This is a genomic window from Microbulbifer maximicatervae (SeqCode), assembly GCF_052467305.1.
Map to the genome: position 1 here is coordinate 3133535 of NZ_CP174306.1, position 23894 is coordinate 3157428.

The window sequence follows — 23894 nt, forward strand, 5'->3', positions numbered from 1 at the left end:
TGCACTTTCTACCAGATAGACATAAACCTGGTAGAAAATACACTCAATTAGATACATTGCATGAAACACACTTTCTTAGATCTCTACCTATTGAAGTGAGAGCGCTTTCCTTGGTGGGAGGCTTGGTAAGTGATGTCTAGAGGTTGGATTGGGAGAAAGAACCCTGGGCGTTAGGTTCCTAGAACTAGATAAGCTATTGAATTTACAACATTTTATCAGCTCCGGTGTCAATACTCTATTTGCTGGGTTTCCAGAACTGCTCCTGGGGTTGTAACTTACCCAAATAACAGAGATGCAATGCCAAACAAACTACCTGCCTTTAGCTGACGCAAGTTGAACTGGGTGTTTAACTAGGCCTGTTGAGTTAATGGAATAGCTTCTAGCTTTGCTATTACGTAGCTTGACAGAATCTTCACAACCCCATTGTTAAGCTGCTCATTTCAAACTTGAGTTTTCGAAATGAAAAGGTTATATCAAATTTGTTTTTTTCTGGTAAGTTCAGTATTGGTTATTGCTTGTAGGTCATCACATCTAGAGATTTTTCCTGAGTTAACAGACAGCTCTTTGTTGGAAAAAAAATTAACTGTTGCTGAAATGCGAGAAGATGTGGAGGCATTCTACTTGGGGGCTTTAGAAAGACATCCGGCACTAGATCATTATACCGATTTACAGGAGCTGGAAGAAGCGGTGAGAGAATTACAGCTACAAATCTCTGATTCTATGAATCGACTCCATTTCTATCGAATTGTAGGGCAACTGGCGCACAAGTTTAATGATGGTCATTCTTTTCTGATATGGCCTTATCAGGAGTATGAAAAACTTATAGCCAGTGGCAAAAAGCCCTTTCCATTGGCTGTTACTTTAACTCCTGATGGTAGTATCGTAACAAAGAATACGTATATAAATGGTAGGCAATCAGTGCCGGCAGGGGCAAGAATTACAGGGATTAATGGTCAAAGTATTCAAACCTTGATGGATCATATGCAGAAGTTTGCAGGTGGGGAGTCTCGCTTTCTAAGAGAGCAAATTATTACTAAACGGTTTGGTGTAATGTTATGGGCTGTCTTTGGGTTTATTGACGATTTTGAATTGAAATGGCAGGAGCCTGTGAGCCGATCCAATCATACTACCCAGTTACTTTCTAAACAAAACTGGCACCTTCAAGATGAAATTATCAATGGCAGGCAGGACTTCTATTTTAAAGTCATATCAGATGACACTGCTTATCTTCATATAGGCAGCTTTGATGTAGGATTGGACTGGTTTAGCGAGTTTATCGATCAAGCTTTTACTGATATCAAAAATAGAAAAATTACATGCTTGATTATCGATTTGCGCGAAAACTTAGGGGGTAATACTGATAGTGCCACCTATTTATTAAGCTATATTGCCCACAAAGAGTTTCGTATGATTTCTTATATGACAGAAAAATTGAACCAACAAAATCGAGGGCTTTTTAACTATAAGGGAAAAGCTGGAGAATTGATTCAATACGACTGGGATGAATGGCACCGCCCCATAGATAATAATAACTTATTTGAAGGAGAAGTTTATATACTGATTAGCCCGGTTACTTATTCTGCTGCTATCGTATTTTCTAGTGCGGCTCAAGATCATCGATTTGCTACATTGATTGGTCAGAAAACGGAAGGCTACTCTAACCAAACTGCGCAAGGTAACTTGTTTAATTTGCCACATTCACAATTGAGGGCTTATATCACTACACGCAAGCTGGTAAGGCCCAATGGGGACAATAAAGTTAGCGGTGTAATACCAGATATCCCAGTAACTCCGAATGCAGAAGCTATCGCTGCCGGATATGACTTGGCCATCAACAAAGTGTTATCTTTACGAAATAGTGCTGACTAAGAGGTAATCATGAACCTGACAGCTTTATTAATTGAAGACAATACAGACATCGCTTGCCAGGTGTGCGACTTTTTAGAGCAACAACTGTTCCAGGTAGACTATGCCAGTAGTGGCAAGATGGGGTATAGCCTGTTTCAACAACATCAATATGATGTAGTATTGCTGGACTTAATGTTGCCTGATATTGATGGTATTAAGTTATGCCGACAGATCAAAACTAATTATGAAGTGAATACCCCGGTGTTGATGCTCACCGCTAGAGATAGTATTTATGACAAAGGGATTGGTTTTGAAGCTGGTGCTGATGATTATCTAACCAAGCCATTTTCATTGGAAGAGGTGGCTATGCGGTGTAAGGCCTTATATCGTCGACATAACCTTTATCGATCTCAAATCCTTAATATTGGAGAATTGTGTATTGATATACGCCAGCATAAAGCTACCCGCCGAGGGCAGACTCTAAAGCTCAGTCGTACAGACTTCAAACTACTACTGTTACTCGCCAAGGCGTTCCCTCAAGCTATGACCCGCTCTGAACTATTAAGTAAAATTTGGGGAGACAATTTTCCTGATAGTGATGTATTACGATCACATATCTATATATTGAGAAGTATATTGGATAAGCCTTTTTCATATAACATGCTAAAAAATATTCATGGGGTTGGATATAAATTAGATGTGCCATATGAATAACCCAGCTCAGTGGCCAAAGAAAGGCATACAGCAGCGCACCTTGTATTTAATTGCAATTTACTCAATTTTTTTGGGTTTGCTTTATAGTCTTGTAATAGTGGCTTATGCTTGGGTAGTAGAAGATAATATTTTTAATAGATTAGTCAATAATGAGGCCGTATATCTCAAGGAAGTCTATAAATCATCGGGAGAAATTACAACTCCAAGATTGCAGTTTATTCAGTTGTATGGAAGTAGAAGTGCTTTGCCAGGTAATATTCCTGTTTTGCTAGAGCAAGATCCAGAAAGAGTTGAATTTGTATTAGATCGAGGCCCAACTCTCCATATCAAACCAGTAATTCTGGGGGAGCTGGAAATGGTATTAGTTGCAGACATTTCCGCTTACGAAGTTAGTACTGATTTTCTACCAGAAGTAACGATATGGCTATCATTGATGCTTGTGTTACTCGTAGTTTTAGGTTTATTGCTGGCCTTCTGGGTATCAAGTTATACTTTAAAGCCTCTACAATCTCTTGCTTATGCAATCTCAAGAAGTAAGCAGCAGCCCATTTCGCCGGGCTTCGCCAGAGCTTACCCTAAAGATGAAATAGGTTATTTGGCAAAGACTTTTGAAGATACCTTATTGTATAAACAAGTCATCTTAAAGCGTGAGTCCGACTTTACTCGGGACATTAGTCATGAACTCAGAACTCCATTGAGTGTATTACGTAATATTATTAGCAAGGTAGCTGGTACTGGCAGAATATCTTTAATGGAGATTGAGAGGCTACAAAAATCTTCATCAGAGATGCAAAGAACTATATCAACTCTGCTGGCTCTGGCAAGGCAGGAGTCACTGGAACGCCAGGAGGTAAGCTTATTGTTTGTACTTGAAAAATCGATATTAAATCATGTACAAGCAAGCCCTGATAGCCTTTTAACTTTTGAACTTCAGGTTTCTGCTGAAGAAAAGGTGCGAGCTAATGAAAATTTGTTGCTGCACCTTTTTACTAACCTCATAGAAAATGCAGATCATTACGCCAGCGACCATAAATTGAGCATTAAATTTTCACAAGGAAATTTACATTTTTCGAATAATATTGATGAGATTCAGCAGAAGTTGATAAAAGATCCTTTTACTGAAAGTGCAAAAAACAAACATAGTTCCGGCTTGGGGCAAGGGCTGTATTTAGTAAAGCGTATTTGTGAAATGTGTTCTTGGCAAGCACGGTATCAATGCGCTCAAAGCAGATTTGAAATAATTATCAGAACTTAAAGGCGTTAACTATTAATGGCCACTCCACTCTCTCAAGTTGGATACCCCAAGGTAGCAGTGGCTCATAACCCTCAACGGATTGACAGTGAGGAATCTGCTCAAGCAACTTGACGTAATACATTTAGGGGGCAAGGCTGTGCATCTTGGCAGTGCGAATCAATCTGAAGTGCAGGCATAGTGCTTTAGCGCCATTGACCAAAGATACAAACAGGAAGGTCTTACGAGCCATCACAAAACTGCTTATCTAATCAATCCTCTTCAGGCGTCTTTCCACTTTTTCTCGCCACTCTTGGGAGAGGGGCCGCAATTGATGGACGGCCTCAAGTACTTGTTTGCTAAAAGCATACTGCTTATCAAATAAGGCTCTAAACATGGCATTTACACTGACAGAACCAGGTGCAGCAACTTTACTTAGTTTTTTCTTGTCCTATATAACCTTCCTCAAGCACCCTAAAATACACACCAGTGTTGAAGTAATCTTTAAATAATTTAACGGTATTATCATTATCTAAAGCCATATTGAGTTTAAAACATGGAATTCTTGGCTGACTTACCTCGAGGAGACAATCGCCTATGCTAAATTGGTCGCCGATAAAGACTTCATCTTCGATAAGCCCAGAGACTGTCAAATTTTCCCCGAAAGTTCCATAGGGTAAATGGCTTTTATACAGGATTTGTTGCCAATAATCCTAACTATTGAAGTTAAGGTATCGTCAAGTTTATTGGTTGTCGTTAGGAAGTCATAACTAGCATAGATTGATTTGTTCTAGGCTAGATACATCTAGCACCAAGTGCTTTAACAGTTTTCAACCAGGAGCCCTGTTGATTCTTATCAGACAAAATCATTGAACCAAATAAATTAACCTCTGCTTTTGAAAAACCACAGTATTGAAGAGTAAATCGATCAAGCTGCTCTAATACTGGCTTTGCTTGTTCTTCAAAATATTCCGTAGGCGCATCCATTGTCAAAATTATTCTTGATGTTTTGCCTTTAAGAAGCTTTATGGGCTCTGCACTACCACTCTCAAATTTAAAGGTAATTCCGGGAAGAAAAGATCGATCAATCAAGCCTTTGAGCTTTCCTGGCAGTCCGCCCCACCAAATAGGCGACACCACAACAATATGCTGTGCCCATTTAAGAGCCTCTTGAAATTCAGATAGACAATCCTCCAATACTTGATGGTCATCGTACCCAAACTCTAAATTCGAATTGAAGTCCATTTCCGACAGGTTATATCGCCGAACATTTGCCTGTTTCTTTGCTTCAGACTCATAGACATCGCTCAACTGCTTAACAAAACTGTTCTTCTTTGGATTGCCATTTAAAAGTAGGATATTTTTCATCACTTCATACTATTGCTTAAAGACATGATGAAAAGTCTACCGTCTCCCCTTAAGGGGAGAGTCAAGGCTTTTATGACAGGAATCTATAGACGCAATACATTGATCAACCTTTTCAGCTTTATTAGAAAGTGATTTCAATTCAGCCTCAATTTTTCTTTTTACTTTCTTCAGGAAAACTCTGATTCGAGCCCAATCAACCTCTCCATTATGGTACCGAATAACATCCTTCAACTCAGCCAAAGTCACCCCAAGTACTTTGGCTTCTGAGATCAAAGTAAGAATTTCAACATCTTCTGCCGTATAGACTCTATATCTGCCCTGCCTTTTAGGAACGGCAATGAGGCCTTTTTCCTCATAAAATCTTATCGCTTTTACAGTGAGATTCGTCCTTCTTGACACCTCTCCTATAAACATACAGACCTCCTACCTATGCTCAATTTCCCATTGAGATTACAGCCTATGAAAAATATTCATCACATGAAAGGAGCCTTCCATGAGTTTGGGACCTTCGCAGCTCTTACGGGTACTAGTAGAAACCCATAAGAGCCGGGACTCACTTCTTACATTCTCATGCTTTCGGCACAAACATTACGTTGAAGAACGTAAATACGCAATACCGCAAATTAAGAAGAAAAGGCCCTCTAATTTCCTGTAATAAATTCAGACGGGGAACCTAACTACGTAAATAAAATACAATCAATGGCAGTGATGCCGCCTATGCCCCCTCACACGCATCTGGCAGGTATGGCTGTTATCTGGACTACCTCTTACTTAATTTTCAATGGCCAGTGAGAATGTCTACTCAGAGGAACCTTAGAGACTGGTAGATTTTAATTAGAGGTACTCTACTGTATACCAAAAAGCTCTAGCTAAGTAAGTCTGGGGTTGTACCGCTCGCTTTAAGCATATGGCCTATCCCCATGTCTTTTTGTTTCAGGTTAACAAATAGCTTTGAGGTAAATACACCAAAGGGCATTTGAGCTACACCTGTCTCTGTACCGGTCGGCGTAACAATGGCATAACTAGGTGTTTTATAAGGCTTAACCTTTTTACCTTTGGCTTGATTAATGATAACGCTCGCTAAGATGCCTCCTTGAACGTTTGCTATATAGCCGTGCTTATTTTCATCCAGAGTAGAGCAATCACCTATCGCATAAAGGTTAGAATAACCCCTAACCCGCATATATTCGTCCACTTTAATTAATCCCATCTTATCTAACACACCGGGTAATTCTGTTTTTAGAAACTCGGTATTTGGCGACATACCTACACATTCATAAACCAAGTCTGCCTTGAAAGTTTCTTGAGTATTCATAGAACGGTAAATTGCACCTTCTTTAACTAACCGGGTATTGAGATGTACGCTAACACCCTTAGCCGTAAGCTGTTCTAGCGCCTTGTTCTGAGCTTTAGGCTTAAGATGGCCAAGTAGTACATCTTTAGAATGGACTAACGTCACGGTTTTATTGGGAAAAGCGCTGCTAATTTCCCCGGCCAGCTCCACGCCAACGGTACCGCCTCCTACAATCAAAACTGACTGAGATTTCGCCAGTATTTTTTGCTCATTCCGCATTTCTTGCTCACGCTCGGAAATTGTATAAGCTGATGTAGATTTAGCTATCGGCAAGGTTGGGTAGCGACTGCCTGTCGCGATAACTGCCTGCTTAAAGTGGATCTCTAATCCATTCGATGACTTTGCTATCCGGTCATCCATGGAAACCACATCTGCTTGAACAAAATCGCTCTGAATAAAGTCACGATAATATTTACGTGGATTAGCAGTCAGTAAGTTAGGCGCTATCGCATTACGTAATGTGGCAAAGGTCACTTCAAAATGGTCCTTTCGGTCAACCAATACCACCTGCATACCCTGCTTAGCTAACTTTTGGGCCACAGAAACACCAGCAAAGCCTCCACCAACGATTAACACGTCTGTCCGCTTGATCATAACTCGCCTCAATATCGTTCAACTGTTCGGATAAAGCGCGGCCGTTCGCAATGCCTCACGAACAGGTCACTTCTTGATAGGGAGACAAGGATAAAGTTAGACTTAAGCTAATGATATTAACTATAATCTAACCTCTTGTTAGCTTTTGACTAACATGTTGATTCAGCTAATATCGGGTGATGATACCGCGCAGGTATGAAGTGAAAAGGTGCACGCAGACTCCCAGCTTCTGCTGGCAGAAGAAAAACAAATAGCTGGTTTACGTAAAAAGCTACTCAATCAAAATGATCAGCGGTGTTGATGCTGTCCAGTTTGCAAGCTCTGGCAAATGGTATCGAGTGCAGATTACTCATGTTGTCAGCACAACAGAAAAGATACTTCATAAAAGTAAGCCAGTTAATGGCTATTTTCAGTTTAAGATCCTCAAATATGCTGCATCAGAAACTTACCTATATTTTCTCTAAGCTCACGCCACTATGACTTTGGAACAATTACGATATTTTAAGGCGATAGTTGAAGGTGGCTCGCTAAAAGCTGCTGCCCAGACACTTCACCGAACACAGCCCACTATAAGCGCCGCCATCAAGAAATTAGAGGCGGACCTCAATCTACAACTATTTGATCGGGACCAATACAGGAGCACACTCACAGCTGACGGCAAAGCCCTGTATGAACAATCCAAACATGTACTAGCTGAAGCCCACTCGTTTGAGAGCTTAGCTAAACAGCTAGTCGCAGGAGAAGAACTGGAAGTAGGTATTGCGTTTACTTCCGCCATACCAGTCGGCCCAATACTCAGCGCAATCCGTCAGTGCAAAATTGAGTACCCAAAAACACGCTTGGAGGTCTATTCCGAAAATGGCCTTGGGCCACTGGACTTATTGAAGGGAGGCCAGGTTTCCATAGCTATTATTCCGTGGACTGAAACTTACGACCAGCTTGAATCCATTCATCTAATGAATATGAAATTCATTTCTGTGATCGCTGGCGACTCTCCCCTGCTTACCCAATACGATGAAGTCCCAAGGCAGATTATGCTACACCATCCCCAGGTGATCATCAGTGGTAGGAAGTCATCCACTAAAACCTACGGGGTGCTTCAAGGGGGCGATCAATGGAGAGTCAACGATTTTCCGACTAAAAAAGAAATTATTCTTCAAGGTATGGGTTGGGGTACGCTACCAGAACATATGATAGAAGCGGAGCTTAAACAGGGCTTATTATCTCCCATTGCAGTGGAAGGGATCCCAAAACCGCAAGAACTGGAAGTACGCGTGGCAAGACAAGCTTCTAATCCAATGGGCCCCGTAGCAAGTTACCTTTGGCAATTATTCCTAAACCTTCAGGGTTTTCATTAGAAAACACTTACGATATTTCTACCAAAATTTTTCAGATTCTTTATGTTTAATACATAGATTCTAAGAGTTTGAAGCTGGCCCACCAGGTGTTTGTATTTTACGAGAGAAACTCTTTGGTTGAGCTTCATCACACTAGCGCATAGGTAAATAAAAGGCGCTTAAATTATCCTGTTAGAAACAATTAAGTTTGTTTCCATATCAAAGATGCGTAAAATCGATAGATCTCTATTAGTATTTTGTTATTTTTAGTTGGGCTTGTTTCGGCTCTCTCCTAAAGAGAAGTACCAGAATTTCCTAAACGATCTATTCCTTCAAGAGGAGAACGGTAGCGAGATATAAGAATAAGTAAAAGGCGCTGACCCAAGGTGCTACCAACACCCGGGGCCAGCTAACCAAATTGATACCTTCATTATCAAAATGGCTATATGCATCATACGCTAGATACCCGCTCGTCTTCAATAAAGTGGTGTACATTCAGCAGCTTGAGGCGTGTCCCCAAGCTCTGGGAGCGTTGCGCTCGCCTTTTCTTCTTCTATGCTTATCGTTCTCGTGCTCCCCCTCTTCTAGCCGCTTCTTTCAATACTCACCCAAGAGAACGCTCTTTCTTGTAGCCTATATCAGTAGGAAATGAATATGTTGATATTGAAACGCCGAATAGGTGAAAACCTACGAATCGGCACCAAAGTTTCGGTTAAGGTATTAGAGGTTAAAGGCAATCAAGTGAAGATGGGGATACATGCCCCCAAGTCCGTACCCGTTCATCGAGAAGAAATATATAGGCGCATCCAAAAGGAATAGATGGTGAACTGCCGAAGCCGTTGAGAAGCAAGTGTTCGGTCTTCCCAGCGGCTTTCCAATTAGTTTATGACCTTTGGAAAGGCCTCGGTTAGCTAAATACTTGCACAAACTAACCAATAACAACTGTCTCTATGTGATATTTGTCAAACTCCAATACGAACTACACTCAACTGAAACCTTTACAGATGGGGTCATTGAAGGGCGTATTACATACTATCTGCTTGTATTTAGCATAAGCTTCTGCATTATATTTTCTGGAATGGGGATTCATAAAGCCATGAAGGTAAGTGGAATGATGAACCTCCACTTGCTCTTTCTGCTTCAAAGTCTGTATGACCTCTGATACAGAAAAGTGAGGCTCCATCGCCGGGAATATCAAGCGCGTAGGAAATATAGGATCAATTTTGACGTAATGGCGAACTTGTGAACTATAAAATAAAATTGCCCCTGAAATATTACTCAAAGCTTGATGATCAGATAATCTCCATATGGCCGATGCACCAATACTAAAACCTACTAAACTCACATGACCAAATGATGCGCTGATTCTCTCTGATAATTTTTCAACGTATTTATCGAGCCCAACCTTTGATGTAAAGTGTGAATACGCCTCAACTTCACAATCGAAATTCATCAATTCTGAATTATACGGGTCAACTATCTCTACACTACCAGGAAGATCAGCTGCAAATCGCTCTAACGCTTTTGTACGACCAAAAATATCTGAAACCAAAATCCAAGCCATAGTTTATTTTTTTCATATAACAAGAAAGAAACGATACACCGACCAGTTATAGTTTAATCTATGCATATTTATCGAGCTCGATACAGTATGTCGTAAAACATCGACCCAACAGCTCGGTTTTATGTACTGTTTTGGATATTCTTTTCAAAGCTCTGTATTCTGGCCTACTGTCAAGCAAATGACACACTATTTCCTTATGCCCTAACTCCTTAGCCCAACCGATCATTGTTTTGAATACTGAGAGTCCAGAACCCCAAAACTGTTGAGATATGACAACAGCCATCTCAAAGCCGCTATCGTCAGGTTGAATACCACACCACCCAGCTAATACTCCACCGATATAAATTAGTCGAACACGGCACCCAGGCAGGGAGTCTACTTCTAACTTAAACTTGATCCACTCATTAATACTCTGGACATCAAAGTATTCATGTTTAATTAAGTGCTCCCTAAGTGAATCCTCATTGAGTACAGCTAACAGCTTATTTCGCTTCACTTGGGTTAGCTCCTTAAACTCGATTCTGCTCATATTAAAGTAATTTTGACCTTCTCGTTTTGGGGTGGCTTTAAAGACGAAATAGTTTTTGCCTGCTTTATAAGTTACCCAAGAGTAATTGCGACCGAAAGGTAGGCGCCTATTCAATGGGGAAAGTTTCTTTGTTTATTTGAGGAAAAGAATACAGCCACAGTGTAAAAAACACAAAAATAGGACATCAACTCCATCATTCTATTAGTCGCTACGATTTGCTCTCTTGTACTTTTCCTGATACTCACGGCGCTGTTTAGTAACTTCATACAATACAATTCCAGACGTTGTGCCGAGATTCAGGCTTTCAATCATGCCAAACATTGGAATGGATACGCAGAAGGCGCTATGTTCGACTGCGAGATCACTTATACCTCTAGATTCATTACCAAACCAAACAGCCAGCTTTGGCTGAGTGTAATCTGCCTCATGCAATATAAAGTTATCTTTTCCTTTTACATGGGGAGAGGTGACAATCGAGATAAATCTGTTTTTCGTCAAATGATCCAGGCATTCCTCAGTACTACCAAAACGCTTTACAAAACTCCATTTGATCGCAGAGACAGACAATTTTGAGAGTGACCTCCTTTCTCTCATTTCCTGCCAATCATCGGGTAAAGAGTTACGCGGATCAACAATATACGTTTTTTCAACGCCTAACGCATTAACGTTTCTAATAACTGCTCCAATATTCTTCATATCCATTGGGTATTCGAGAACAGCTATCAGATTTTTGCAGCGATACGGCTTTATTTCATCGGCTCTTTTCCGAACGTCACTTTTATCAACTTCCATAGCCCCAAAGATCTCAGATAATTGATTTACTGCTAACACTGTAGTCAGATACGGACCAGACTATATAAATTCGATACGATAATGAGAGTAGTGACAGCATAAAAGACACACGAAATTGTACCGTCAGTTTCATCTCTTAGTTAGCTACTTAGCTACACCGACGCCCATAAATTACCCATATAGAGAAAAGATATCAAAGGCCACAACAAAGAACATATGGAAACCTCATGGACAGTTTTACCAAATACTTCCTGCCACTCAATGCTTTGCAATAAAAAAATCATAAAACTCCGACAACAATCAACGGGCCAACAGCTCCCAGAAAATCCATATGGCTAATTTAGGAATGAACCGTACATAGATAGAAAATACGTTCAGCGCTGCGTATAAAATTTTTATTAGTATTAATTCAGCTAAACAGCTAAAGGGTACTTAATTGCTCATACGCCCTATCAAAGCATTTAGCGCCTTAATAACCGGCAGGTGGGGCGAGGCGCGGAGTTAATTGACGCATTAATTATCGTATGAAAATTACGACTGGTCTCTAGAAATTAATTCTATACAACAATCTACATGGATTGACATATAAGCACCTCGTTTTGGTTTGCCATCCTTGAGCCACTCTACGAGTATCGATGTAGGCTCCAAGCCCTCGCCACTATACCAGTCCAGATCCTCTGCGGTCATATTTAGGTGCTCTCTCGTACTACCAAGCATTACTACGCGAGCCTCAGCCCAGCCGTTTGGCATAGCCAGAGAGACTGTATCTCCCAGTTCTATCTCGCACCCATCTGGATATTGCACGATGTATACACTCACATTTTAACGCCCCGATAACCCGCAGTCGAAATGTTGCGAAGCGGAGTGCAAACTGCCGAGCGCCAAAGAAACTTAGTTAATTGGGTATTTAAGTGTGTTCACTGGGGAGCACCAAATATGGCCAACCCCATGACCGTTACAATAAAGCTGGATAAGCTGGCAAATAGCACCACCACTAATAGAACTGAAATCATACGAGCGAAATACCCCAGAACTTGAAATGGTGAATTGAATGCACAGCGCCATATTGCGACCGCTCCTGCAACACACCAAATAGCAACAGTTGAGTCCAGCATCAGCTCTGAATACGGTGAAACAGGAATACTTAAATAAAGTAAGCACAACGTAAATAATGGCAACAAAAGGTAACCCAGAAAAACCGTCGATAACTTCGCTTGCCCGTAAAATCCTTTCATACTTTGATTCCAATTCAATACTTCACGCCTTTGGCTGTGGCAACCGGAGCCACGTACAGAGTGTCCTGCGAGCATTTATTGCGGGCGAGGCTACCCAATTTTGTTATTCAATTTCACTGCCACACTTTGGGCAAAAGCCTTGATTTGAATTTTTACCCAATTGCATTAACGCTGCCCCAAGTTCACAGTTACAAAAATCGCATTCTATAGCCCTAGTGAATGATCGGGCCAATAACCAAGCAATATAAAGAGTTACAATTACAACAAAAACAATCCAGCTCTTTGGAAAACCCATCTCACTAATTAGAAACAGTGAGCCAAGTATAATCGCGAGTGATGAGTAAACCACATATAGGCTTTTTAATTCACCTCTCAATTGATGGCTTTGTTGAATATATCATACACTTAACAGCCTCCACCATCGCCACCACAACCTCCGTCACCGCCACCAAAGAAGCCACCTCCACGACCCCCACCGCTACCACCAGAACTAAGTGTACACACCACATCCGTAAGTAGACAAATTGCAAATATAACCAATAGTGTTGGGCAAACTTCGCTTTTAAAGGAAGAATCAGAATTGAGGTCCATAAAGTGCCACGAAGTGAGCAACCCTACAATATTTATTATCCACAACATATATTTGTAATTCCCCGCAACATTTAAGACTTTAATAAAGACAGCCAAAATGGAATCTAGGCTGCCCCATGGAGGTCCAACGGACCAGAATGCACTTGGGCAACTTGTTAAGTGCGTCGACAAACTGAAAATACCGAACCAAAACATACAATCAATATAGCACTCGAAGCTAAAGCATATTTAAGCCAAAAATGTTCATCGGTTAGTACATCCAAAAACCATATAAGCGAGAAGACCAATACAGGAAAGACTACCAATAGGCTTAGCTTTCTTTGCAAATACACTCCACCCGCCACTATAGCAAATACTATTCCAGCGCCCAGATAGAGATAACCGGCGGGGCTTGTTTTATCAGCCCCACTTGCCGATATAGTTGACCCACCGAAAGTTAATGAATACCAAATAACTACGCACAATAACGACAGAAGAAACCAAGCTAAACCAAATATTATTCGAACCTTACTCATGACAACTTCCTACTTATACTTAACGCCACCAATAACGGTCGGGCGCTGCGAGATCCTACACAAGCGGCGTACAAAACCACCTGGTTCCATTAAATTTTTTATGGCACAAAAGCTACTACCTCACCAGCGTTGAATTTGCTTTTTTGATTACCATTTTCAAAACAAAGGCAACAAATACTAAGGTCAGGACTACTACCCTCCTTTAATATCCTCGACTGAGTGACCAATCGCTTGATTAAACAACCGGCTAAATTCGGGTAGTCACCGAGTTCAAACTTAACATCATTGAGTATTCGTATAAATATACCAACTGGTTTTCCATCAACGATATACTCTACTTTCACTTCCTGACTCATGTATCAGTGAAATTTAGCTATGTATATGATCACCCGCAGGCCACTATTAACTTGACGACTATTTCAAATGTAAATTCGCTCTTCACATTTACTTTTCAGTATCAAATCAATTAGATACATATAAACTAGACCATAGAACCAAGTATAAAATGATCCATATAACCACTATTGCAAATCCAAGATAAACAACCAACTCTGTGATATTAAAATTATTACGCCAAAAATCTTAGTTTCTTCAAAAATAACAGTCACCAACAAGATCTGTGAGCAGAACCACACACCCTGATCACCAATATAACTAGCTCAGCTACCACCGCCAAGTCGCCGCTATATACGGCCCATGCTGAGTAATATCATAAGCAAAACGCCCATCAGAAAGTCGATCGGAATAATCAATACTGTAATACTGATACCCAAAACGCAGTGAAGTGGTTTTCCAGGCACGCCAGTCGAATCCGGCTAATAGATTCCACTGTAAGTCATCACCCCCAGCGCCAAAGCCTCCCAGTTCCGTGCGTACAGCAATGGTTAGGCATTCAGTAATTCCGATTGCACCTCGCGCAGATAGTGTAGGTTCCCACCAACTCTGTTTGCCTCCGAGGCGATTCCTGAACTCGGGTCTGGGGCCTATATTAATTCCCGCTCGTGCTTTCACTTCCTGCTTTAATCGGTTCCAGCGCAAACCCGCTCCCACATCTACAAAGTACTTTCGCCCACTATCAGCCAGATTCCCTTCTAAAATCCGGTAACCGGCTAGGGCATTTATCCAGCCCTGGCGAGCATCCACCTCAACATCAATATCTACATCGATATCCAGCTGTGGGTTTCGCGGCGGGGTTATGGTTGCTCCCTTATCCAATCTGAGGTGCACATAGTAGAGATCCGCCACTACCCCAAAGCGCCCTTTCCAGGCTTCCAGGCGCACAGAAAATGCAGCGTTGAGGAGCTCCAGGGTTTTACTTAAATCCAGATCAATATCGACACTGGTGTCAGCGACAGTAGAAGTCCCTTTAGTGCGAAGCGGGAGGAAAAGATAAGGAGTGGCGAGGAAGCGCCAGTCATCGGGCTCTTTGGAAGTTAGGCTGGCAGCTGTTGCAGGCTCCGAACTTTGCGCAGCGGCGGTACAGGAGATAAAGCTACAGAGCGTTAGCGCCAATATTTGCCTTGCGCTTTTCTCTTTCGCCTGTCCCTGTTTCATAGCAGCAACCGCTCCAAATCATTCGAGGCCCGATAGAGCACCAATGAATAAGGATAGATAGAGCTGAGGGAAGTTTCAGAGTGAGGAAATCTGCGGCATAGGGGGAGGAAATACTGCCGGGCAGGTAAAACTACCCGGCAGTGAGAAGCGATTAGTCGTTCGCTTCAGGGCGCATATGCGGGAACAGCAGTACGTCGCGAATCGACGGAGAGTTGGTAAACAGCATTACCAGACGGTCGATACCGATGCCCTCACCAGCGGTGGGCGGCAGGCCGTATTCCAGCGCGCGGATATAGTCGGCGTCGTAGTGCATGGCTTCGTCGTCACCGGCATCTTTCTCCGCAACCTGGGCTTTGAAGCGTTCAGCCTGATCTTCCGCGTCGTTCAACTCGGAGAAACCATTGGCAATCTCGCGGCCGCCTACGAAGAATTCAAAGCGGTCGGTGACAAACGGATTGTCATCGTTACGGCGAGCCAACGGAGACACTTCGGTTGGGTACTCAGTGATAAAGGTCGGCTGGTCGAGACGATGCTCTACAGTCTTTTCGAAAATCTCGATCTGTACCTTACCCAGGCCCCAGCTGTCTTTCAGCGGGATTTCCAGCTTCTCAGCTACCGCGCGGGCGGATTCGATATTGTCGATATCGGCCGCAGTCAGTTCCGGGTTGTAGTGCAGGATGGAGTCGAACACAGACAAACGCGCGAACGGCTTGGAGAAGTCGTAGCTGCTGTCCTGGTATTCCACAGTGGTGGAGCCCAGTACATCTTCACAGATACCGCGCAGCATCTTCTCGGTGAGGTCCATCAGGTCGTTGTAGTCCGCGTACGCCTGGTAGAACTCAAGCATGGTGAATTCGGGGTTGTGGCGCGTGGATAGGCCCTCGTTGCGGAAGTTGCGGTTGATCTCGTAAACCCGCTCAAAACCACCCACGACCAGACGCTTCAGGTACAGCTCCGGGGCAATACGCAGGTACATATCGATATCCAGCGCATTGTGGTGGGTAACGAACGGACGCGCGCTGGCACCGCCAGGAATAACTTGCAGCATGGGCGTTTCCACTTCCATAAACTGCTGGGCGTTGAGGAAATCGCGGATGTACTCGATCACCTTGGAGCGCACGCGGAACACTTCGCGGGCTTCCGGCGTGGCGATCAGGTCCACGTAGCGCTGGCGATAACGCATTTCCTGATCGGCGATGCCGTGGAATTTTTCCGGCAGTGGGCGCAGTGCTTTGGTTAGCAGGCTGTACTCTTCACAGTTGACGTAGAGGTCGCCCTTGCCGGATTTGTGCAGTGTGCCTTTTACGCCGACAATATCGCCGATATCCCAGGCACCGAAGCGCTCTTTAATATCTTTCTGTGCCGCTTTATCGGCGTATAGCTGGATGCGGTCAGACACATCCTGGATCACCATAAAGGGTCCGCGTTTAGCCAGGATTCGCCCTGCTACGCACGCCCGTTTACCCAGTTCTTCCAGCTCCTCTTTCTGTTTATCGCCGAACTCAGCTTGCAGGTCGGCAGCGAGGTTCTCGCGGCGAAAACTGTTGGGGAAAGCATTGCCCTTCTCGCGCAGAGCGGAAAGCTTGGTGCGGCGCTCGGCGATCAGTTTGTTTTCGTCTTGCTGGATATCAGTCATGGTGATCTATCAGTTTTGTGATTGATATTGCCCCTCATCGACGAGGGGCGCGGTGAGAGTGGAGACTTTAAATCAGAGGCCGGCTTTTAGGCTGGCTTCGATAAATTGGTCCAGGTCTCCGTCCAGTACTGCCTGGCAGTTGCTGGTCTGGACATTGGTGCGCAGGTCCTTGATACGCTGGTCGTCCAACACGTAAGAGCGGATCTGGCTGCCCCAACCGATGTCGGCCTTGCTGTCTTCCATGGCCTGCTTCTCTGCGTTGCGCTTGAGCATTTCCTGCTCGTACATTTTTGCGCGCAGCATTTTCCAGGCTTTATCGCGGTTCTGGTGCTGGGAGCGCTCGCTCTGGCACTGCACGACAATACCGGATTCTGTGTGGGTCAAACGCACCGCAGAATCAGTTTTGTTCACGTGCTGACCACCGGCGCCGGACGCGCGGTAGGTGTCTTCACGCACCTGGGACTTGTCGATTTCAATCTCGATATTGTCATCGATTTCCGGTGACACAAATACCGAGCTAAAAGAAGTGTGACGGCGGTTGCCGGAATCAAACGGCGATTTGCGCACCAGGCGGTGTACACCGGTTTCTGTGCGCAGCCATCCGAACGCGTGGTCGCCGGCGAAATGCACAGTGGCACTTTTGATACCGGCCACTTCCCCCGCAGAGACCTCTTCCAGGGTGGTCTTGAAGCCGTGGGCCTCACCCCAGCGCAGGTACATACGCAGGATCATTTCCGCCCAGTCCTGGGCCTCGGTACCACCGGAGCCGGCCTGGATATCCAGGTAGGCGTTGTTCTCATCGTTCTCGCCAGAGAACATACGGCGGAATTCCAGAATCCCCAGCTGCTGCTGGAGGCCTTCGATCTCAGTGGAGACCTCCCCTACGGAGTCCTCATCATTTTCCTCGACTGCCATTTCCAGCAGCTCGCGGCAATCGGCGATGCCGGAGTCGAGGTTTTCGATGGTATTAACCACCGTTTCCAGGGAGGAGCGCTCGCGCCCCAGTTCCTGTGCGCGGCTGGGGTCGTCCCAAACGCTCGGCTCAGCCAGCTCCAGCTCTACTTCGGTAAGGCGTTCTTTCTTGCTGGCGTAGTCAAAGATACCCCCTAAGAACGTCGGTGCGCTCTTCGAGGTCTTTCAATTGATTGATGAGGGGATTGATTTCCATGAACTTTCGGTGTCCGGACAAAATAAAAAGCGGCGCGCATTCTACCGCAGCGCGCGGGGGTCCTTCCAGTCAGATAGGGGCTGATATGGCGGCAAATCCTCTACTAGGCGGTCTGTCCCGAGAGCTTTTCCAGAATTGCGCAGTCTGGGGACTCATTGCCGGCGCAGCTATCGGCAAAGGCCCGCAAGGTTGCGCGCATCCCCAGCAGGGTCTGCAACTGCTCTTCGAGCTGCCCGAGCTTGTGATTGACCAGGTCTTTGGTCTCACGGCTGTGACGCTCCGGGTTATCCCGCAACCCCAGCAGCGCCCGGACCTCCTCAGTGGTAAAGCCACAGGCCCGCGCGCGGCGCACGAAGCAGAGGGTTTCAACATCGGCAGTGGAGTAATCCCGATAGCCATTAGCAGAGCGGCCGGGCACCACCAGGCCAATATTTTCGTAATGCCGCAGGGCTTTTGCACTGAGGCCCGAATTCTCTGCGGCCTGGGAAATGTTCACGATTACCCCACTTAAGGTTTCAACTCAGGCACTGTTGTCCCGACAGGCAGCAAACTGATACTGCACTTTCTCGGCGGGGCTATATCCCAGCTCAATTGAGGCATCCAGGGCATCCATACCGATCAGGTGCATCAGGATATCTCCTGTGGGTGCGCCACATACGGCGGGGAACATCCTATCGGTGCGGACTCCACAGCGGGACTCCTGCACCTTCACCCCATTGTCACTCAACTTCGCCTGACTCTGCTGAAGGGTCATACCACCCCCTTCGCACTGCTTGCTGCCACTGCCGCGGTAAATCCACACCATTTCCCCTGGCCTCATAGTCGCTGCAGGAGGCGTGGGTGCAACTTCGGGTTCCGCCGCGCCGGGTGTGTTCTCAACCTCGTTCTCCATCGCTTTCTCCTCCCTCGACTGGCCGCAAGCCGCCACCGAGATAATCAGGGCCCATACCCATAAGAATGACAACCATTTTTTCAGCACAGAACATCCTCCATAAAGCGATAAATAGCCGTGTCAGGATAACGCCAACCAGACTCCCACCGATAGCATCAAAGTACCAGAAATCCGATTAACCAAACGCACATTTTCAGACCGCTCCAGTAAACGACTCAGGGCCTGGCCGCCACTGGCATAAATCAGCAGGCACAACGCCTCCAAAAGCAGCAATATCGCCAGCAAGACTGAGAGCTGGGGTACCAGGGGTTTGGTATCGTTAATAAATGGCGGTAATAACGCAATAAAAAACGCCCAACCCTTGGGATTGGCCACAGCTGTAACAAAACCCTGTAGTGCCAGCGCTCTTCGCGATGGTCGGCTAGCATCGACCGTATCACCCTGATCCATCAGAGCCAGCTGCCCCCGGGAGCGCCACATCTGCACGCCTATCCAGGCCAAATAGGCGGCCCCGCAGTATTTAAACAGCTGAAATAAAGTCGGATACTGAACCATCAATACCGCAGCACCGAGTGCAGAGGTAATCGCCACCGACGCAACACCGATCAACTCTCCCACCATCATCCACAGAGTCTGGCGCACGCCCAGGGTAATTCCCAGGCTGAGCGATAGCATCATGCAGAGCCCCGGTGTGACCGAGGCAAAGAAGCTTGCGGGAACAAAGAGTGCCAGTGTCGATAATTCCATTGATATTCCTAGTGGTGAGTACCGCTGTGGTTGCCGTAATGACTGACCAGCATCCCCGCCAGCATCAAACCACAACCAATTAACTCCGTGGTATTGAGCATTTCATTGAGGAATAGCCAGCCCGCCGCCAGGGCAAAAACTGCCTCCAGGCTCATAATTACGGTAGCGTGAGAAGGCGCGGCGTAGCGTTGGGCCAAGAGCTGGAAAGTAAACGCCAGTGCCGTGGAGAAAATCATCATATAGGCGATAGGCCAAGCCGCATCGATCGCCGATTGCAGTGTCGCCTCTTCGGTAAATAGCGAAGCTACGGCGGACAAAAGGCCACACACCAGGAACTGGATACAGGCGAGTCGCAAAGCGTCGTAGCGTTTTACCAGTCGATCTGCCGTCAATACCTGGATGGCAAAAACAAAGGCACTGGCAAATACCATTAAGTCGCCCACCAGCTGGGATTCTTCACTGAAGTCCGCCAACCAATAGAGACCGAACAAAGCGAGACCAATTCCCATCCAGGTCCAGCGATTGGTTTTATGCCCCAGGGACAAACCGATTACAGGCACCAGCAGTAAATAAAAACCGGTAATAAATCCGGCGCGGCCGGCAGTGGTATACAGCAGGCTCACCTGTTGCAGTGCCGCGCCTAGAAACAGCCAAAAACCCAACAGTGCGCCACCGGGCAGGCAGGCCCGCCAGGTGTGATTCACCGATTGCCCTTCGGCTTCACCGGGCTGGGCATCGCGACGGGAGGACAACCAGTAAACGATGGGGATCAGGATTAAACCGCCGAGAATAAAACGCCATGCGTTAAATGCCAGCGGCTCAATATCCGCCATGGCAATCTTTTGTGGCACAAAGGCAACGCCCCAGAAGAGAGCGGCTAATAACAGTAGGACTTCGGCCTGGACTTGTTTACGTTTCACTACTTTTTACTTCCAAACAACTTAGGAGCTGTTGCAAAAAACTCCGTGTTTTTCCCAACAGCCAAATACAAAGTGCGCCCTATACCGCTTCTAACAGGCTCACCATTAATTGCAGGGATTCCCGCCCGCGAAATTCATTAACATCGAGCTTAAAAGCCAAGCGCACTCTTTCCGTGGGCTGCGGCCACTGCTCGGTGTCCACATTAAAAGCAATAGCATCCAGCGCCAGTTGCGGCGCCTGGGGCGGCGCCACCACCATTTTTAAATGGCGCTCGCCGACGATGCGCTGTTGCAGCAACAGGAATTCACCGTCGAATACCGGCTCTGGAAACGCCTGTCCCCAGGGCGCACAAGCGCGCAACATGGCTGCCGTGTGCAAAGTGTAATCCCCAGATTCCAACTCACCGTCAGAGTCGATAACCGCGTGCAGCTGGTTTTCATTCAGGCGGTTGCGCACCACCTGCTCAAAAGCCTTACGGAAAGCCTCCAGGTTTTCCTGGGGTAAGCTCAGCCCCGCCGCCATGGCGTGGCCACCGAACTTGCTGATCAGGTCCGGGTGAGAGGCGGCTACGTCACTCAGGGCATCGCGAATATGCAGCCCGGGAATCGAACGCGCAGAGCCCTTCACCAGGCCGTTATCACCCTCAGCAAATGCGATCACCGGGCGGTGGAATTTCTCTTTGATGCGGCTGGCCAAAATACCCACCACACCTTGATGCCAGTTGGCATCGTACAGACACAAACTCCAGGGAATTTCGCCCTCCAGGCGCAACTCATCCAGGACCGCCATTGCCTCCCGCTGCATCCCCTGCTCGATCGCTTTGCGATCCCGGTTCAGGGCATCCAGCTCGCCGGCCAGCTCCCGCGCTTCACTGGGATCGCGGGTGAGCAGGCAGCAGATACCGGTGCCGATATCGTCGAGACGACCAGCCGCATTAATTCGCGGCCCCAAAATAAAACCAATATCTGTGGTAGAGAGCCTGCGCTGGTCGCGCCCGGCAACCTCCATCAGGGCGGCAATACCGGGCCGGCAGCGGCCAGCACGGATACGGGCGATGCCCTGGTGAACCAGAATCCGGTTGTTGTGATCCAGCGGGACCAGGTCGGCCACAGTACCCAAGGCGACCAAATCCAGGTATTCGGCCATATTGGGCGGGGCGATACCGCTCTGCTCAAACCACCCACTCTGCTGTAGGGCTGTGCGCAAACGGCTGAGCAGATAAAAGATCACCCCCACCCCAGCGAGGTTCTTGCTGGGAAAGTCACAGTCCGGCTGGTTCGGGTTTACGATGGCATCCGCCTGCGGCAGCTCACTGCCGGGCAGGTGGTGATCCGTCACAATCACTTTCATACCAGCAGCTTTTGCCGCTGCCACGCCCTCGATACTGCTAATACCGTTATCTACGGTGATCAGCAGATCGGGCTGATAATCTTTGGCTACCTCGACAATTTCTGGAGTCAGCCCGTAGCCGAAGTCAAAGCGGTTCGGCACCAGGTACTCCACTCCCGGCGCGCCCATTGCACCCAGGGCCAACACCCCCAAGGTGCTGCTGGTGGCTCCATCCGCATCGAAATCCCCCACGATAAGGATTTTCTTTTGCCCGTGGATAGCATCCACCAGCAAGGCAACGGCAGCCTCCAGCCCTCGCATACTCTGCGGGCTCTGTAATTGAGAGAGACTGTGATCCAGCGCTTCTTCGCTGACAATCCCCCGCCCCAACAGGACACGCTGCAATATTTTTGGTGTTTCAGAAGCAAAACGGCCAGTAGACATATCCACTGGCCGTCGCTGAATTTTTGTACTCAATGTATTTCTCAGCAAACTAATAGCTAATCGGTTGCCGCTTATTGCACGACAGTGTGCCAATTAACTGCCTTCTGACAGCATCGTCGCCATATAGTCGTGTACTTGGGACAAGTTATTGGGCAATACCTTGAAGCGCTCCTCCCGCTGCCAGAGATCCTGCATATGACTCGGCAGGGGAATCTCTTTTTCTGGCAGGGCCTGGGCCACGGCATCGGGGAATTTTGCCGGGTGTGCGGTAGATAAGCAAACCATGGGCTGTTCGGTAGAGTGACGTACCTGTCGTGCGGCTTCAACCCCGATAGCTGTATGCGGATCAAGTAGATATTCGCAGGAGCTGAAGGTCTCACCAATCACTTCAACCGTGCGCTTGTCATCCACCCGACTGGAGGAGAAAACTTCTCTCGCTTTGCCCAGGGCCGATTCACTCAAATGCATGGGCTGACTGCGATCCGCGAGCAATTCAGCAACCGTCGCACCATCGCGACCGTAGAGATCAAACAGCAATCGCTCAAAGTTGCTCGACACCATAATATCCATACTGGGAGACAAGCTGTGCACCAGTGGTTTGGGAGTGTGGTCATTGCCGCTGATGCAGCGATGCAGAATATCGTTGGCATTGGTCGCAATTACCAATTGGTCGATAGGCAATCCCATCTGCCTCGCCAGGTAACCGGCAAAAATATCGCCAAAATTACCGGTGGGTACGGAGAAATTAACTGTTTTATCCGGCGCCCCCAGGCGCAGGGCGGCATAAAAGTAATAGACGATCTGCGCCATAATCCGCGCCCAGTTAATGGAATTAACCGCTACCAGGCGGCGTCCATCGGGCAGGAATGATTGATCGGCAAAACTCGCTTTCACCATATTCTGGCAATCGTCGAAATTACCTTCGAGTGCGATATTAAATACGTTGCCCGACTGCACCGAGGTCATCTGGCGTCGCTGGACTTCAGACACACGGTTATGGGGGTGCAGAATAAAAATATCGATATTGTCGCAATGGCGGCAACCTTCGATCGCGGCCGAACCGGTATCACCAGAAGTTGCCCCCATAACCACCACTCTCTCACCGCGCTTTTTCAGCAGGTGATCAAAGAGCTGGCCGAGGAACTGCAAGGCAAAATCTTTAAATGCCAGGGTGGGCCCGTGAAACAACTCGAGCACCCACTCATTGGTGTCTGTCTGCACCAGCGGGGCAATAGCCTTGTGGCGGAAGTGCTTGTAGGAACGCCCGATAATACCGCTCAGCTCTTCATCACTGAGATCATCCCCCACAAACGGCTGGATAATGCGAAAGGCCAGCTGCTCGTAATCGAGCCCCGCCATAGAGGCAATTTCCTCGCGAGAAAACTTCGGCAAAGTCTCGGGAACATAGAGGCCTCCATCGCTGGCAAGGCCTGTTAGTACGGTATCGGCGAAGGAGAGAGACGGCGCGCTGCCGCGTGTGCTGACAAATTTCACAGTATTTCTTGGCTCTTATCGCTGGCTGGGGAGTTAA

At 46.6% G+C, this 23894-nt stretch carries 25 protein-coding genes; 5 read left to right on the forward strand and 20 right to left on the reverse strand.

Annotation, left to right across the window (positions count from 1 at the left end; all coding sequences use genetic code 11):
* The first annotated feature begins 459 nt into the window (after positions 1 to 459).
* Genes ACJJI4_RS13710 through ACJJI4_RS13720 form a run of 3 tightly spaced genes read left to right on the forward strand, consistent with a single transcriptional unit; the run spans position 460 to position 3817 of the window.
* A complete protein-coding gene (locus ACJJI4_RS13710; protein WP_444925519.1) occupies positions 460 to 1869 on the forward strand; it encodes a S41 family peptidase in 1410 nt (469 codons plus the stop codon).
* A gap of 9 nt (positions 1870 to 1878) precedes the next feature.
* Entirely contained in the window at positions 1879 to 2562 is a 684-nt protein-coding gene (locus ACJJI4_RS13715; protein WP_444925520.1) for a response regulator transcription factor, read from the forward strand.
* Positions 2555 to 3817, forward strand: coding sequence for a sensor histidine kinase (locus tag ACJJI4_RS13720; protein ID WP_413662778.1), 1263 nt, complete (start codon positions 2555 to 2557; stop codon positions 3815 to 3817). Before ACJJI4_RS13715 ends, ACJJI4_RS13720 begins: the two co-directional genes overlap by 8 nt.
* 407 nt (positions 3818 to 4224) lie before the next feature.
* Here ACJJI4_RS13720 and ACJJI4_RS13725 read toward each other — a convergent pair whose 3' ends face one another.
* The 4 genes from ACJJI4_RS13725 to ACJJI4_RS13740 form a co-directional block, all read right to left on the reverse strand.
* Entirely contained in the window at positions 4225 to 4446 is a 222-nt protein-coding gene (locus ACJJI4_RS13725) for an MOSC domain-containing protein (protein ID WP_444925521.1), read from the reverse strand.
* Positions 4447 to 4588: 142 nt separating this feature from the next.
* Positions 4589 to 5161, reverse strand: a complete 573-nt coding sequence (locus ACJJI4_RS13730; protein WP_444925522.1) for an NAD(P)H-dependent oxidoreductase — start codon at positions 5159 to 5161, stop codon at positions 4589 to 4591.
* A 36-nt stretch (positions 5162 to 5197) separates the two neighbouring features.
* Positions 5198 to 5575, reverse strand: coding sequence for a MerR family transcriptional regulator (locus ACJJI4_RS13735; protein WP_282931931.1), 378 nt, complete (start codon positions 5573 to 5575; stop codon positions 5198 to 5200).
* A gap of 451 nt (positions 5576 to 6026) precedes the next feature.
* On the reverse strand, positions 6027 to 7109 hold the full coding sequence (locus ACJJI4_RS13740) for an NAD(P)/FAD-dependent oxidoreductase (protein ID WP_444925523.1): 1083 nt from the start codon (positions 7107 to 7109) through the stop codon (positions 6027 to 6029).
* 476 nt (positions 7110 to 7585) lie between these two features.
* Between ACJJI4_RS13740 and ACJJI4_RS13745 the strand changes: the two genes are divergently transcribed.
* Both ACJJI4_RS13745 and csrA read left to right on the forward strand, forming a co-directional pair.
* On the forward strand, positions 7586 to 8467 hold the full coding sequence (locus ACJJI4_RS13745) for a LysR family transcriptional regulator (RefSeq protein ID WP_444925524.1): 882 nt from the start codon (positions 7586 to 7588) through the stop codon (positions 8465 to 8467).
* Positions 8468 to 9100: 633 nt separating this feature from the next.
* Positions 9101 to 9265: a carbon storage regulator CsrA gene (gene csrA, locus ACJJI4_RS13750; RefSeq protein ID WP_282933640.1), complete on the forward strand. Its 165-nt coding sequence runs from the start codon at positions 9101 to 9103 to the stop codon at positions 9263 to 9265.
* Between the two features lie 166 nt (positions 9266 to 9431).
* Here the strand turns inward: csrA and ACJJI4_RS13755 are convergent, their stop codons facing one another.
* The 16 genes from ACJJI4_RS13755 to thrC all read right to left on the reverse strand — a co-directional run bounded on the left by ACJJI4_RS13755 (position 9432) and on the right by thrC (position 23857).
* Entirely contained in the window at positions 9432 to 10010 is a 579-nt protein-coding gene (locus ACJJI4_RS13755; protein ID WP_444925525.1) for a dienelactone hydrolase family protein, read from the reverse strand.
* 58 nt (positions 10011 to 10068) lie between these two features.
* The gene (locus ACJJI4_RS13760) at positions 10069 to 10506 is read right to left on the reverse strand and encodes a GNAT family N-acetyltransferase (RefSeq protein WP_444925526.1); all 438 of its coding nucleotides are present in this window, start codon (positions 10504 to 10506) and stop codon (positions 10069 to 10071) included.
* 234 nt (positions 10507 to 10740) lie between these two features.
* On the reverse strand, positions 10741 to 11331 hold the full coding sequence (locus ACJJI4_RS13765; RefSeq protein ID WP_444925527.1) for a TrmH family RNA methyltransferase: 591 nt from the start codon (positions 11329 to 11331) through the stop codon (positions 10741 to 10743).
* Between the two features lie 531 nt (positions 11332 to 11862).
* Positions 11863 to 12150 (reverse strand): hypothetical protein, encoded by a 288-nt coding sequence (locus ACJJI4_RS13770; protein ID WP_444925528.1) that lies wholly within the window; start codon positions 12148 to 12150, stop codon positions 11863 to 11865.
* Positions 12151 to 12248: 98 nt separating this feature from the next.
* Positions 12249 to 12566 (reverse strand): hypothetical protein, encoded by a 318-nt coding sequence (locus ACJJI4_RS13775; RefSeq protein WP_444925529.1) that lies wholly within the window; start codon positions 12564 to 12566, stop codon positions 12249 to 12251.
* A gap of 405 nt (positions 12567 to 12971) precedes the next feature.
* Positions 12972 to 13205, reverse strand: a complete 234-nt coding sequence (locus tag ACJJI4_RS13780) for a hypothetical protein (protein WP_444925530.1) — start codon at positions 13203 to 13205, stop codon at positions 12972 to 12974.
* Between the two features lie 107 nt (positions 13206 to 13312).
* Entirely contained in the window at positions 13313 to 13672 is a 360-nt protein-coding gene (locus tag ACJJI4_RS13785; protein WP_444925531.1) for a hypothetical protein, read from the reverse strand.
* 663 nt (positions 13673 to 14335) lie between these two features.
* The gene (locus tag ACJJI4_RS13790) at positions 14336 to 15226 is read right to left on the reverse strand and encodes a hypothetical protein (protein WP_444925532.1); all 891 of its coding nucleotides are present in this window, start codon (positions 15224 to 15226) and stop codon (positions 14336 to 14338) included.
* A gap of 151 nt (positions 15227 to 15377) precedes the next feature.
* Positions 15378 to 16862 (reverse strand): lysine--tRNA ligase, encoded by a 1485-nt coding sequence (lysS, locus tag ACJJI4_RS13795; RefSeq protein WP_108733981.1) that lies wholly within the window; start codon positions 16860 to 16862, stop codon positions 15378 to 15380.
* Between the two features lie 72 nt (positions 16863 to 16934).
* Positions 16935 to 18030 (reverse strand): peptide chain release factor 2 gene (gene prfB / locus ACJJI4_RS13800; RefSeq protein WP_413662795.1). Its coding sequence is split into 2 segments (ribosomal slippage): positions 16935 to 17957 and positions 17959 to 18030, totalling 1095 coding nucleotides; the frame shifts between segments, so codons are not numbered across the junction.
* Between the two features lie 103 nt (positions 18031 to 18133).
* Positions 18134 to 18526: a MerR family transcriptional regulator gene (locus ACJJI4_RS13805; protein ID WP_444893197.1), complete on the reverse strand. Its 393-nt coding sequence runs from the start codon at positions 18524 to 18526 to the stop codon at positions 18134 to 18136.
* A gap of 24 nt (positions 18527 to 18550) precedes the next feature.
* Positions 18551 to 19009, reverse strand: a complete 459-nt coding sequence (locus tag ACJJI4_RS13810) for a hypothetical protein (protein WP_444925533.1) — start codon at positions 19007 to 19009, stop codon at positions 18551 to 18553.
* Between the two features lie 33 nt (positions 19010 to 19042).
* On the reverse strand, positions 19043 to 19669 hold the full coding sequence (locus ACJJI4_RS13815; protein WP_444925534.1) for a LysE family translocator: 627 nt from the start codon (positions 19667 to 19669) through the stop codon (positions 19043 to 19045).
* A gap of 8 nt (positions 19670 to 19677) precedes the next feature.
* A complete protein-coding gene (locus tag ACJJI4_RS13820) occupies positions 19678 to 20589 on the reverse strand; it encodes a DMT family transporter (RefSeq protein ID WP_444893194.1) in 912 nt (303 codons plus the stop codon).
* Positions 20590 to 20668: 79 nt separating this feature from the next.
* Positions 20669 to 22396, reverse strand: a complete 1728-nt coding sequence (gene recJ / locus ACJJI4_RS13825; RefSeq protein ID WP_444925535.1) for a single-stranded-DNA-specific exonuclease RecJ — start codon at positions 22394 to 22396, stop codon at positions 20669 to 20671.
* A 60-nt stretch (positions 22397 to 22456) separates the two neighbouring features.
* Positions 22457 to 23857, reverse strand: a complete 1401-nt coding sequence (thrC, locus tag ACJJI4_RS13830; protein ID WP_444925536.1) for a threonine synthase — start codon at positions 23855 to 23857, stop codon at positions 22457 to 22459.
* Positions 23858 to 23894: the final 37 nt, after the last annotated feature.